This is a genomic window from Steroidobacter sp. (assembly GCF_036402275.1).
In the GTDB taxonomy this organism is placed as follows: domain Bacteria; phylum Pseudomonadota; class Gammaproteobacteria; order Steroidobacterales; family Steroidobacteraceae; genus Steroidobacter.
Genome location: NZ_DASWTF010000052.1, coordinates 183,364 through 196,966 on the forward strand (window position 1 = coordinate 183,364; position 13,603 = coordinate 196,966).

The window sequence follows — 13,603 nt, forward strand, 5'->3', positions numbered from 1 at the left end:
TCGGCAGCGCCGAAATCCACCTGCGAAAGCTCGCAACCCACTGTTACGCAATGGGTTTTAGAGTCTATTTTTCGAAGGAGGGTTTCTTGACGGCTTCATGATGCGGGTCTAGGCTTGTGCCTCTGACACAATATGTAGTGTCTCGCTCCGGAAAGAAAAAATATGACCGAGCGGGATAACTGCAAGGGTCAGATGGACTACCGGCCAGGGCTTGAAGGGGCTCGAACCGGTGGGAGTTTTGGGACGTCAGTTGGGGACATTGTCGTACCCGCTCGCAATCCGGAGTTCTTTGCCGGCATGAAGACCGCAATCAAACTTGAGCCCATGGATGTCAACAGCATTCCGTTCCAGGAAGCCTCGCTGGATATCTGGGACAAAAAATATCGACTGACCGCGAAAGATGGCTCGCCCATCGACCGCACCATGGACGACACCTATAAACGTGTCGCCCGCGCGCTCGCGGACGTGGAAAAAGAGGAAGTGCGCGACCAGTGGTACGAACAGTTCCTCTGGGCCCTGCGCAAGGGCTCGATTCCCGCTGGCCGAGTGACCTCGAACGCCGGCGCTCAGGAACACAAGCCCGCGACCTCGACTATCAACTGCACCGTGTCCGGCACGATTCTGGACTCGATGGATGACATTCTCGCGAAGGTCCACGAAGCGGGCCTGACGCTGAAGGCCGGCTGCGGCATCGGTTACGAATTCTCGACCATGCGCCCCAAGGGGGCGTATGTCTCCGGCGCGGGCGCGTACACGTCTGGCCCCCTGTCGTTCATGGATATCTACGACAAGATGTGTTTCACCGTCTCTTCGGCCGGCGGCCGGCGCGGCGCGCAGATGGGCACATTCGATATCGGTCATCCCGACGCAATGGATTTCATCCGCGCCAAGCGCGAAGCCGGTCGCCTGCGGCAGTTCAACCTGTCGCTGCTGATCACCGACGAGTTCATGCAGGCCGTGAAGAAGGATCAGGACTGGCAGTTGGCCTTCCCGGTGAGCCAGCGCGAACTGACCGGTGCGGAGAACCTGCAGGATCGCTCGAACTACGTGTGGCGCGAGTGGCCGACCAAGGATGGCTACGTGGTCAACGACTCGGGCCTGGTCTGCTGCAAGATCTATAAGACGCTGCCGGCCAAGCGCATGTGGGACGTGATCATGTCGTCCACCTACGATTTCGCCGAGCCGGGCTTCGTGCTGATCGATCGCGTCAACGAAATGAACAACAACTGGTGGTGCGAAAACATTCGCGCGACCAATCCTTGCGGCGAGCAGCCCCTGCCGCCGTATGGCTCGTGCCTGCTGGGCTCCGTGAACCTGACGCGCTTCGTGCTGGATCCGTTCACCGAAGACGCGCGCTTCGATTGGGAAGAATTCCGCAAGGTCGTGAAAGTGTTCACGCGCATGCTCGACAACGTGGTCGAGATCAACGGCCTGCCGCTTGGTCAGCAGCGCGACGAGATCACTCGCAAGCGCCGCCACGGCATGGGCTTTCTGGGGCTCGGCTCGGCCATCACCATGCAATGCATGAAGTACGGTTCGAAAAAGTCCGTCGCATTCACTCAGAACGTGTCGCGCGAAATGGCGCTGGCGGGCTGGGAAGCGGGCCTCGAGCTCGCGCGTGAAAAGGGCCCGGCGCCCATCATGCTCGAAGAGTTCGAAGTCACTCAGGAAATGCTTCGCAAGCGTCCCGAAATGGTGAAGGACGGCTGGCGCGTCGGTCAGAAGATTCACGGCCGCACTCTGCATGCGAAGTACAGCCGCTACATGCAGCGCGTCGCCGAGGCCGCGCCGGAGCTGGTGGACGAGCTCGCCGAAGTCGGCGCGCGCTTCACCCATCACAGCTCGATCGCGCCGACTGGCACCATTTCGCTGTCGCTTGCGAATAACGCTTCAAATGGCATCGAGCCGTCCTTTGCGCACCACTATTTCCGGAATGTCATCCGTGAAGGCAAGAAGAGCAAGGAGAAGATCGACGTGTTCTCCTTCGAGCTGCTGGCCTATCGCGAGCTGATCAATCCGCGCGCCATGCCGAACTCCACCAACCCGGCCGAGAAGCTGCCCGACTACTTCACGACGGCGGACAACATCACGCCGAAGGAACACGTGGACATCCAGGCGGCGTCGCAGCTGTGGATCGACTCCTCGATCTCCAAGACGGCCAACGTGCCGACGGATTATCCGTACGAGGACTTCAAGAACATCTACCTGTATGCCCACGAGCAGGGCCTGAAAGGCTGCACCACCTTCCGCTTCAACCCCGAGGCGTTCCAGGGCGTGCTGGTCAAGGAAGAAGACCTGAAGAACACCACTTACGTGTTCACGCTGGAAGACGGCACGGAAATGAAGGTGCGCGGCGACGAGGAGATCGAATACGACGGCGAGAAGCACACCGCCGCGAATCTCTTCGACGCGCTCAAAGAAGGTTATTACGGAAAGTTCTGACAAGTCGCGGGCGGCGCGCCGCCGCGCTTGAGAAACAGGTTAAAGACATGACCGCCAAAATCGACAAGAAGATCGTCAAGTACCGGGTCGAGAAGCCCGAGGACAAGGCCGCGGCTGAAAAAGCCGCCGCCGAAGCCGCGCAGGCCAAGGAACGCAAGGAAGAATCGAACGTCGTCTGGATGCACGAAAAAGTCGAGCGTCCCGAGGTTCTGATCGGCTCGACCTACAAGATCAAGACGCCCGTGTCGGATCACGCCATGTACGTGACCATCAACGACATCATCCTGAACGAAGGCACCCGCCACGAGCAGCGCCGGCCGTTCGAGATCTTCATCAACTCCAAGAACCTGGATCACTTCCAGTGGATCGTGGCATTGACGCGAATCATCTCGGCCGTGTTCCGCAAGGGCGGCGACGTGACCTTCCTGGTCGACGAGCTCAAGGCCGTGTTCGATCCTCGCGGCGGCTACTGGCAGAGCGGCGGCAAGTTCATGCCGTCCATCATCGCCGAGCTGGGCTACGTCATCGAGAAGCACTTGCAGACCATCGGCCTGCTGAAGAAGCCGGAGATGGAAGAGGAGCGCAAGAAGCTCATCGAGGAAAAGAAGGCCGAGTACGAGGCGCGTAACAAACAGGTCGACGCCTTCGCCAAGAGCCACTTTCCCGAAGGCGCGCAGCTGTGCGCCAAATGCAGCACGACCGCCGTCGTGCTGATGGACGGCTGCATGACCTGCTTGAATTGCGGCGACTCGAAGTGCGGATGACGCTATAGTTCCGTTTGACGGCCTTGGGGACTAACCCGTGCCGACCACCTCACGCCCCGCCGTCCAGCGGGGCGTTTTTATTTAGGGATGGCGCGGCGGCGCGGATTATCGGCTATAACCAATAAATGCAATTTACCGCCTATAAGCAATAAATGCCGCCATGCGCGCGCTCGTGCTCATTCTCGACCTCGCCGGCACATTCGTATTCGCGCTTGCGGGCGCAACGGCGGGGGCGAGGAGGCAGCTCGATCTCTTCGGCATCCTCGTGCTGGCGTTCGCAGCCGCGTGCGCGGGTGGCATTGCGCGAGATTTGCTGATCGGCGCGACGCCGCCGGCGGCGATTAGCGACTGGCGATATGTCGCGACATCGGTGCTGGCGGGCATCGTCGCGTTCAGGTGGCACGTGGCGATCGAGCGGATGGCGAATCCGGTGCGGATGTTTGATGCCGCGGGGCTTGCGCTGTTTGCAGTCGCGGGCGCGCAGAAGGCGCTGGCTTACGAGTTGAGTGCGGTGATGGCGGCGCTCCTCGGCATGCTGACTGGCATCGGTGGCGGTGTCGTGAGGGATGTGTTGTTGGCGCAGATTCCCACGGTCTTGCGCTCCGATTTGTATGCAGTGGCTGCGCTCAGTGGCGCGGCGGTGGTTGTGATTGGCGATTTGATCGGCGCGCCGCCATTGCCGGCAGCTCTGGTTGGAGCAGGGCTCTGTTTCGGATTACGAGTCATGGCGATTCGCCGGGGGTGGCATTTGCCAAAAGCGTTTCAAGACCCACCCCGTAAATCGCCGGCGAAGAACGATCGGGCGTCGTCGTAAGCATTCACACCTTGCAGAATGCCAGGCTCTGAGTAAAGGCGGCTATCTCAGGCAGGAAGTTCGCGGATTCCCGTAGCACCGACCAGTACCTTCCGCCGCCGCGGACATCGAGGTCCAGTTTGTAGCTCGCAATCACACCATCCTTATCGACCCAACGATCGAGTATTCGGATGGAGCAGGGAATGTTGACCGATGGATCGTGCAGGTCTTTGGCGTTCTTGATCTTACATCCATAGCCATTCGCGCTCTCCTGCGACAGTTGCAAGAGGCCACGGCTGATCACCCAGTCGCCTCTGCGGTCCTTGAAGCTTTCCTGGTAGGTCTTGTCGGGCTGAAAGTCGCTTTCCGGGCGAGCCATGGCCGAGAGCAGCCCTACCCAGAATTTCGAGCGGTCGGCCGTGCGCAGCGTCGGGTAATTCGGGCAAAACTTCGCGATATCCGACGGCACCACGGTCGGCAAGCGGGAGGCAGCAACGGCCTTCTCAGCGATTGCCGTCCAGGCCCCGTCCGGATTGGCTTCCGCCCAGGCCGCGTAATCGCTCTCGGCCAGAACCATGATTGGCGCGATGAGGAGCAGCAAGATGACGATGCGATTCATGGGTGTTCCTACGAGTTCGGAACCACGACATCGAGCCAGCGGGGCCGTCACTTATTGCGGAAGCTGTGATTCGCCCCGTGCCACGGGAATTCGTTCGAGTAATGAATCGAGGGCGATGCTGCCCGGAAACCGTGTGGCAGACAATAAAGGTTGCGGGCAGCCCGGGCCGGCAATGGCCGGTTCCTGTCCGGAACCGGCCATTGCCATCGGCTGCGACGTTTGTTGCTAGTCGTCGAGCGGCCGCATGCGCCGGGAGAATATGAAGTCGGCGATCCTGGGGCAGTTCGCCTGGCTGGCACGCGTGTCGAACTCAAAGTGAATTCCACCATACACCCGACTGCGCGCCATATCGTCGGCGAGCTGCGAGAAGCTTTCGTACTCCCTGGTCACGTCCACGTTGGGCGCCACGCCGGGCCAGGTGATGCTGAATGAAAAGTCGTCCGTGCCGAGCACGTTCGCTACCGCGCGGGCGGCGCTTGCGGACACGCATGACATGTTTCCGGGATAAGCCGGATAGGGCGGATTGGGAATCAACGAAGTCCACGTTCCGTCCGGCGCGGTGTTCGGATTGAGATCTTCTTCGGCGCGCTGAATCGCAGTCACCGGCCGCCACAAACCATAGACGAACTTGGCAGTGTGCGCTGTTTGCAGGCCGTCATGCATCGAGACCGCCACGAATGCGAACAGGCGGGCCGCGTCGATCAACGAGAGCTCCTCCGAACGCACCACTTCGCGCGCGACGTTACTCCACAGCGCGAATGGCGACAGCCCATAACCGATCCCGGCAAACAGGCGCGCGAGGAGCGTCTGCTCCTCGGTGCGAGTCGCGCTCGTTGCCGAGCCGAGCTCTTTCACTTCGTTGAAATCAGCCGTGTATTGCTCGCTCGTCAGCGTTGGCGGCGGGCCGGGCAGGTACTGTGTGCTCGTGATGACGCCGAACGGCGTCACGTTCATTAAATGTGTGAACGTGGCTGTCGCCAGTGTCGGCGGCGTCGGTTGCCACAACCCTGGCAGCAGCGGCAGCTCATAAGGCGGCGGCATGGCCGACCAGCCGTCGTTCGCGCGCCAATTGATAACTTGCCTGGCGACCCTCGCTCCGACGTTTGATCCGAGGCGCGCGAGTCCCGGAGGAATGTCGGCGAGATTCCCGGCGAGGGCCGAATCGAAGGTGGCCTGGCTGGCGGGAATGAGCGCGACGAGCACATCATGCGCCGCCTGTGCAGCGGCAGCGGTCGTCGATGCACCGGATGGAACGTTCAAGCGGACTCTGTAGGGTGTGTACTCGCGCTCGATGACGTTCACGGCGTCAAACATCGCGACATGGAGCATCGCGTAATAGCGAACTCCAGCCAGAGCCGCCGTCGGCGGCAAGTTCTGTCTAAGCAGTTCGTTCCATTCGATGACGATTTCCGCGCTGTCCCGTTGCGCGCGGGCGTTCATCGGCAAAACACAGACGAGAGCGACGATGAGTACTGCCCTGGCCAGATATATGTATTTCATGACAGTCTCCTTCCGCTCGGATGACGCGTGCCGCCGCAGGCGGGGCGGCGTGCGGATGAGGGCGGATCGTTAGATCGAGGAAGGAAACGAAAGTAGGCGCTTGGCGTGCGGGCGCGTCAAGGGCCTCTGCTTGTGCGGCGTATCACAGTCTCATTGTTGAGAATCTCTTGTTGAAGTCGTCCACGTAACTGAAGACCACTGGCACCAGCAACAGGCTGAGCAGTGTCGATGTGATGAGACCGCCGATCACGGCAACCGCCATCGGCGCTCTGAAGCCGAGATCTCCGAAGCCGATCGCCACCGGCAACATTCCCGCCGCCATCGCCAGCGTCGTCATCAATATCGGTCGTGCACGTAAGCGACAGGCGACGAGAAGCGCCTCGGTGCGCGACAGACGATCGCGACGCATAGCCGTGAGTGTGTAATCGACCAGCAGAATCGAGTTCTTGGTCACCACGCCCATGAGCATCAGCAGCCCCAGCAGCGAAGGGAGTGAAAACCCATGGCCCGTAATCAGCAAGGCCGCGAATGCGCCACCGAGCGCAAACGGAAGCGCCGACAGAATCGTGACCGGCTGCAGGAAGTCATGAAACAGCACCACCAGGATCAGATAGATACAAACGATGCCGGTGAGGATGGCGAAGCCGAAGCCTCCCAGGATCTCCGCCATTCGTTCGGCATCGCCTGTGTCGAGCTTGTGAACTGCGGCGGGTAGTGTTTTCACGGAAGGCAGTTGTTCGATGTCGCTCATGACTTGCGCCATCGCGACCCCGTGCAACTCGGCCTCGATGTTCACGCTGCGCTGACGGTCGAAACGATGGATCTCGTCCGGGCCGCTGCGCAGGGCGAGCTCGGCAACGCTGGCCAATGGAACCACGCCACGCTCGCCCGGAACATGAAGTGCAGCCAACGCACGCAGATCGGTGCTGAAAGCCTCCGGCAACTGCACGCGCAGGTTGAGCTGACGTTCGGGCAATGTGAACTTGGCGAGCGACCAGGCGAAGTCCCCACCGGACGCGACGCGCAGCGTCTCGCCGATGCTTTCGGCGTCGACGCCTAGCTGGGCAGCCCGGGCGAACGCGGGAGTCACAATCACTTGCGGCTGCTGCAGGCTGGCAGTGGAGCGAACATTGACCAGCCCGGGCAGTGCTCGCAAGTCGCGCTCGATGCGCAGCGCAGTTGTTTCAAGCAGCTCGCCATCGGCGCTCGCCAGTGCGAACTCGAGCCGATCGCCTGAGTCCTCACCGCGAACGGTGAAGCGCCCGCCAGGAATCCCGGCCAATGCTTCACGCAAGAGACCTTCGACTTCCATCTGCGACTCTTCACGCTCGTCGCGCGGCACCAGCCTCACACTGAAGGTCGTTCTGCGCATGTCGGCGACACTGGATCGCTCGGCTGGCCCGTCGTTGTTCTGCGAGCCGATCGAAGCGAATACGCGATCGACCTGCGGCAACGTGCGCGCCGCTTGTGTGACCTGCAGCGCCAGATCGAGAGCCTGTTCCAATTTCGTTCCCGGCGGCAGCTCCATGGCTATCTGTGTCTGGCCGCGATCGCTGGGAGGCAGGAAGTTGCCGGGGAGCAGAGGAATCAGCGCGAGCGAACCGCAGAACAACGCAAAGGCAACGAGTAACGAGCGTCGTCGATACTGAAGGCTGTACGCCACCAGATCCAGATAGCGCTGCAGCCAGCGGCCGTTGCGATCATGGGCGGCCGGCGCAGCCTTGAGGTACCGCGCGGCCAGCATTGGCGTCAGCAGACGTGCGACCGCCAGCGATGCGAGCACTGCCGCCGTGGCAGTCCAGCCGAACTGCAAGAAGAACTTCCCTGCGATGCCACCCATGAAAGCAGTGGGTAGAAACACAGCGACCAACGTCAGCGTGGTCGCGATCACCGCGAGGCCAATCTCAGTCACCGCCGTCATCGCTGCCTGCTCGATGGAGACGCCCGGGCGTAAATGGCGCTCGATGTTCTCGACCTCCACGATCGCGTCGTCGACCAGCACCCCGATGACCAGCGCCAACGCCAGAAACGTCACAGTGTTGAGCGTGAAGCCCATCCAGTACATGGCCGCGAACGCGGGCAACACCGACAGCGGCAACGCCATTGCAGCGATCCAAGTAGCGGACCAGTTGCGCAGGAACAGCGCAACCACGAGCATCGCGAGCAGTGCGCCCTCGATGAGCATCTGCATGGAGCCGTCGTATTGTTCTTCCACGACGGCGACGTTGTCTTCGACCAGTTCGATCTCGACGCCGCGGTTCGCCTGCCGGATCTCTTCGAGCGCCTCGTCCGCCTCCCGCGCGACACTCACTTCGCTCGCGCCCCGCGCCCGAATGATTTGAAACGCGACGACCGGCCGACCGTCGAGCAGGGCCAACTGAGTGCGCTCGCGAAACGTATCCTTCACCTCGGCGATGCGGTTCAGCCGAACCGCTTGGTTGCCGCTCAACGCCAGCTCGAGGTTCTGCAAGTCGCCGATGTTCGACAGCGTGCCGACGGTGCGCACCGATTGACGCATCGAGCCGACCCGCGCGATGCCGCCTGACGCTTCTTGCTGTACTCGTCGTAATGCGCGCGATACATCCGCCGCGGTGACGTTGAACGCCGCCAGCTGCGCTGGATCGAGATCGATGTGAATCTCTCGATCCACGCCGCCAACGCGTTGTACGGCGCCGATGCCGGCAACTCCCATCAAGCGCCGTGCGACGACGTTGTCGACGAACCAGGACAGCCTTTCTTCGTCCATGCCTTCGGCGTGCACCGAGTAGGTTCGAATGGTCCCGGCGGTCGTCATCTTCTCAATGATCGGTTCGCGCAGGTCTTGAGGCAGATCGCTACGTACACGTGCGATGGCGTCTCGCACTTCATCGACGGCGTCGCTCGAATCTTTGTTCAGTTCGAACTCGATCGTCGTGACGGAACTGCCGGTGCGGATGACGGAGGTGATATGCCGAACGTCCGTGACGCTCGCGACCGCGTCCTCGATCTTACGCGTCACTTCCGTTTCGAGCTGAGAAGGCGCGGCGGACTCGAGCTGCGCGGTGACGGTCACGGCCGGCATGATGATGTCCGGCATGTCTTGGATGGGCAGGCGCGCGAAGGCGAACACGCCGACGAGCGCCGCAATCGTAAAACCGACGATGACCGGAATGGGCCGCCGGATCGACCAGGTTGCGAAGCTCATCGCGTTGCTGCTTGCTGTTCGGCCGCGGTAACCACACGTACGCGATCGCCGTCATGAAGAAAGCCGCCGCCGCTGAGGACGACGGACTGTGCGGAAGTCACTCCGTCGAGCACTTCGACTTGCTCGCCGATTCGGCGGCCGGTGCGGAGTTGCACCTGCGTGGCGACCGAGTCGCGATCGAGCACGAATGCATACTCACGGCCATCACGAACGACGATGCTGCTACTGGGAAGCGAGAGGCCGCTCGACGCACCCGTGAGGATTGCACCGCTGACGAACATGCCCGCTCGTGGAGCAGGCTTCACATCCGGCGACAACGCGACGTAAGCAATCGCTGTGAGGTTTTGAGTCAACAGCGGTGCGACCTGGCGGACGGTTCCTTCGATGATCGAGCCGTCGGGAAGCATGGCCTTGGCCATCTGCCCGGGCTGGATTCTCGGCAGGTCCGCCGCTGCGACCTGCGCCTGCCACTCCAACCGATTCTGGCGCACCAGTCGGAACAATTCGTCACCCGCGCCGGCAACACTTCCCAGCGTGGCGCTACGAGCGGAGATCACGCCGGCATCGGGTGCGAGAACTCGTGTCTGGCGCAGGCGCAGTCGAGTCGATTCAACTCGCGCACGTGCCGAGTCGACTTGCGCGCGTGCCGTCTGCGCGCGCGTCAAATATTGAGTCACCGCTTGGCCACTGAGTGCGCCCGTGTTACGCAACGATTCAGCGCGCGCGGCGTTTTCGTCCGCCTCGGTGAGCGCTGCTTCCGCCTCGGCGAGAGCGGCCTTTCTTTCGTTGAGCTCCGCTTCGATCGGCGCCGGGTCGAAGCGAGCTAACAAATCGCCGGCGACGACGCGACTGCCCACGTCCACGCGAACGTCGATGAGGCGCAGGCCACCGAGCTCGGCACCGATCGTGGCTTCGTGCCAGGCAACGATGCTGCCGTGAGCGACGACTTCGTCCCGCCATTCTCTCAGCTGCGGCATCGTCGTTTGCACAGTGAGCACGGTCTGCTCGCCTGTCGCTTCCGGATCGTCCGTCTGGTCGACGCCAATGGAAGCAAAAGCAACGATTGCGGCGACCAGCATCGATGCCGCGCCAAACCAGACAGCGGAACGTACGCGCATGACTTCAGAACTCGTAGCTCACGAAGACCGCCGCGCTGGCCTGGTTCTGCGATCCCTCATCCTCGACGAGAGGGCTGTCAGCTGCATCGCCCAGCAGGCGTCGATAAGCCAGCCGACCTGTCACACGCCAATGCTCGCTCAGCATGTAATGCAACATCATCGATGCGCCGGCGTCCTTGATGCCGCTCTCCGCAGTGAATTCGCGTAAGCCGCTCGCCTGCGCTTGTGCCGGTGTGATGCCGAAGTACGCTTGCGTGTAGTCCTCGTTGCTCCACGTGGTCGACACTTGGAGCTGAGCGAGCAAGCGCTTCGTGAGCATCAATCCGTAGCCGGCCTTGATCTCGGCAATCAACCCTTCGTGTCGGCTGGTCGCGTCCTGCGCCACCTCCAACTCGAGCTCGACGGCGCCGATCTCGTAATTGACGAAGACTCCTGCCAGCGCGCCCCGGTCGATATCGCCAAGGTTGCGCAGGATCGGGTTGTCGTCAGCCTCGCGGCCCATGTCGACCTTCACCATTGGGCCGAAACTGAGATTGTCCGCGAGCGTCGAGTCGCTTAGTTCGATCACGTCGATCTTCAGCGACGGCCCGCGTAACACGATGAAATCGCGATAGCTGATACCGAGCATCGGCAGGCCGTCGACCTCGTAGTCGTCGGAGCCTTCGTAATCCGGATGGTAAATGGCGCCGGCCCCCAGGCTGACCGACCAGATCTCGTCTTTGTCTTGCTGCTCCTCCCTGGATTGCGAGGCTGCGGTCGTGGCGAAGGAAAGGAGAGAGGCCGCAAGGATCGCGGCCGCGCTGCCATTGGAGCGGTTCATGCAAATCTTCCGTTGCTGTGTGGCGGCGGGAGCGCCGTGGCGGTCACTGTAGGTCGCCGCGTGGCTGGGGCGATTGCAGGCCGGCTTCGAAGTGTTACGTTTTATTTCAAGCGCCGGACAGGGCGGGTCGGGTGAGGTAACGTGCGGCCATGGTGTCGCCAAACAGCTCCAATGTGTTGCTCGTCGATGACGATCAACGGATTCGCGGCATGCTCGGGCAGTTCCTGACCGAGCGTGGCCTGACGGTTTACGAAGCGCCCGATGGCAAGCGGATGTTTGCCTTGCTCAAGAGCACGCGCATCGACGTGGTCGTGCTCGACGTAATGCTGCCCGGTGAGGATGGTTTTTCGCTCTGCCGTCGGCTGCGGCTGGATAGCACCGTGCCGGTCATCTTGCTGACCGCGATCAACGAAGCGGCCGATCGCATCGCCGGGCTGGAGCTGGGCGCCGACGACTATGTCGCCAAACCGTTCGACCCTCGCGAGTTGCTGGCGAGAATTCGCGCAGTCATGCGTCGTATCGGTGGCGCGCAGTCGATGTCTCGCGAGCACGCGACCTACACGTTTTTGGGATGGACGTTGGATCCCCGCCGACGCACGCTGCGGACCAAGGACAACGTGCTGGTCGATCTCACCAGCGGCGAGTTCGATCTGCTGCTGGCGTTCGTCGAATATCCTCAACAGATCCTGCATCGGGATCGACTGCTGGACCTGGCGCGCGGCCGGACCAATCAAGCGTTCGATCGCAGCGTCGACGTGCAGATCAGCCGGTTGCGACGGAAGATCGAACTGGATCCCGCCGAGCCTCAGCTGATCAAGACGGTGCGTAGCGAGGGCTACATCTTTACTGCCGATGTGACCGTCGAGTTGCCGGAGCGGGGCTCATGATGCGTCGATTGTGGTCGCGGGTCGGGCTGACTCCGCGCTTCGGCATCGTCATCGTGCTGGCGCTGATTGCGACGGAGGTGATGAAGGACATAGTCATGGTCCGGTTCATTCCTCCGCCGCGCATCGGACTGTATACCCGCGAGTGGCTGGCGGAGCGGACCTTGGAAGCGGTCCGTCTCGTGCAGGCTACCCCGCCTGAGCGGCGAGCCGAGGTTCTAACAGCCCTGCATTCGGAGTGGATCGCATTTGAGCCGTTAGCGGACGGCGCCGTGGCTGAGGCGAACACTCCGCCCCCATTGGAATCGCTACGCACACTCCTCGAAAACAAACTCGGAGATACGGTGCGCCAGGTGGTCGTCTCCGCGTCGCCACTGCAAGATCCTTCGCAGGCAACCAGCGGAGCGACAGTGATGATCAAGTCGCTGCCATTGCTCGCCGACGTCGTTCGCGACGATTTCAACGAACAAGCCATGGTCATCGGCTGGATGGAGATTGCGTTGCAATTGCAAGACGGTACCTGGATGGCCGTCACCGAGCCTGGCCGGGAGCTCGCGACTGTGCGACGCCTGCGCAACTTCGGCGTCCTGGTCATAGGCCTGGCTCTGATCGCGAGTCTTTCCTTGCTGGCGACACGCATGATCGTCCGTCCGCTGCAACACCTCGCTGCCGCCGCTGATCGCCTCGGCCGCGAACGCGAGCTCACGCCAGTCCGCAAGCCCGAAGTGCCCGAGCTCGACGCCATCGCAGACAGCTTCAATGAGATGCAGCAACGTTTGAAGCGCTTCGTCGACGAGCGCACTCACATGCTGGCCGCGATTTCGCACGACCTGCGTACACCATTGACGCGTTTGCGACTGTTCGCCGAATTCGTCAACGACGAGCAGCAGCGGGCGCTGGTGCTCAACGACATCAACGAAATGGAGCAGATGCTGCGTGAGTCGCTGGCTTTCGCCAGCAACGAGGCACGGCATGAACCGCACAGCCGCGTGGATATCGCAGCCTTGCTCATCAGCCTCAGCGACACGATGGCCGACGCGGGTGGGAAGGTCTTTTATGAAGGTCCGAACCATGCGGAGCTGCCGTGTCAGCCGGTCGCGATCCGGCGCGCGTTCTCGAATCTGATCGATAACGCGTGCAAATATGGAGAGGAGGCGCGGGTGCGGTTGATCGAGCACCAGGACGCCATCGAGGTCACCATTGCCGACCGCGGCCCCGGCATCCCGGCCGATCAGGTGGAGCTGGCCTTCGCTCCCTTCCGCCGATTGGAAGGCTCGCGCAACCGGGAAAGTGGCGGCGTCGGCCTGGGTTTATCCATCGCGCGAGACGTGGTTCACGGCCACGGCGGCTCGATCGTGCTGGATGCCAATCGGCCGATGGGTTTATTGGTGCGCGTGCGGTTGCCCAAGCCTCAGGTGGTAATGCGTCGGGACCGGTAATGCAGCTAGTATTCGCCTGCGTCCTCCGCAGGGAAAAGGC

10 protein-coding genes are annotated in these 13,603 nt (G+C 61.9%); 5 read left to right on the forward strand and 5 right to left on the reverse strand.

From position 1 onward, the window contains the following. The first annotated feature begins 297 nt into the window (after positions 1–297). The 3 genes from VGD45_RS31285 to VGD45_RS31295 all read left to right on the forward strand — a co-directional run bounded on the left by VGD45_RS31285 (position 298) and on the right by VGD45_RS31295 (position 4,020). Complete coding sequence (locus VGD45_RS31285) at positions 298–2,442, forward strand: adenosylcobalamin-dependent ribonucleoside-diphosphate reductase (protein WP_331159341.1); 2,145 nt, start codon at positions 298–300, stop codon at positions 2,440–2,442. Between the two features lie 47 nt (positions 2,443–2,489). Continuing rightward, a complete protein-coding gene (locus tag VGD45_RS31290; protein ID WP_331159342.1) occupies positions 2,490–3,206 on the forward strand; it encodes a hypothetical protein in 717 nt (238 codons plus the stop codon). Between the two features lie 160 nt (positions 3,207–3,366). Beyond that, positions 3,367–4,020: a trimeric intracellular cation channel family protein gene (locus VGD45_RS31295; protein WP_331159343.1), complete on the forward strand. Its 654-nt coding sequence runs from the start codon at positions 3,367–3,369 to the stop codon at positions 4,018–4,020. A gap of 4 nt (positions 4,021–4,024) precedes the next feature. On the opposite strand, the gene VGD45_RS31300 is transcribed toward VGD45_RS31295, so the two are convergent. From VGD45_RS31300 to VGD45_RS31320, 5 genes are all read right to left on the reverse strand, one after another. Continuing rightward, the gene (locus tag VGD45_RS31300; protein WP_331159344.1) at positions 4,025–4,618 is read right to left on the reverse strand and encodes a transglycosylase SLT domain-containing protein; all 594 of its coding nucleotides are present in this window, start codon (positions 4,616–4,618) and stop codon (positions 4,025–4,027) included. Positions 4,619–4,843: 225 nt separating this feature from the next. Further along, positions 4,844–6,118, reverse strand: a complete 1,275-nt coding sequence (locus tag VGD45_RS31305) for a vanadium-dependent haloperoxidase (protein ID WP_331159345.1) — start codon at positions 6,116–6,118, stop codon at positions 4,844–4,846. A 142-nt stretch (positions 6,119–6,260) separates the two neighbouring features. Beyond that, positions 6,261–9,302 carry an efflux RND transporter permease subunit gene (locus VGD45_RS31310; RefSeq protein WP_331159346.1) on the reverse strand — a complete coding sequence of 1,014 codons (3,042 nt, stop codon included), beginning with the start codon at positions 9,300–9,302 and terminating at the stop codon, positions 6,261–6,263. After that, a complete protein-coding gene (locus VGD45_RS31315) occupies positions 9,299–10,420 on the reverse strand; it encodes an efflux RND transporter periplasmic adaptor subunit (protein WP_331159347.1) in 1,122 nt (373 codons plus the stop codon). Before VGD45_RS31315 ends, VGD45_RS31310 begins: the two co-directional genes overlap by 4 nt. 4 nt (positions 10,421–10,424) lie before the next feature. Beyond that, a complete protein-coding gene (locus tag VGD45_RS31320) occupies positions 10,425–11,240 on the reverse strand; it encodes a MipA/OmpV family protein (protein WP_331159348.1) in 816 nt (271 codons plus the stop codon). A gap of 149 nt (positions 11,241–11,389) precedes the next feature. On the opposite strand from VGD45_RS31320, the gene VGD45_RS31325 reads away from it, so the two are divergent. Further along, on the forward strand, positions 11,390–12,127 hold the full coding sequence (locus VGD45_RS31325; protein ID WP_331159349.1) for a response regulator: 738 nt from the start codon (positions 11,390–11,392) through the stop codon (positions 12,125–12,127). Continuing rightward, the gene (locus tag VGD45_RS31330; protein WP_331159350.1) at positions 12,124–13,563 is read left to right on the forward strand and encodes a sensor histidine kinase; all 1,440 of its coding nucleotides are present in this window, start codon (positions 12,124–12,126) and stop codon (positions 13,561–13,563) included. The genes VGD45_RS31325 and VGD45_RS31330 overlap by 4 nt, the downstream gene beginning before the upstream one ends. Positions 13,564–13,603 lie beyond the last annotated feature (40 nt).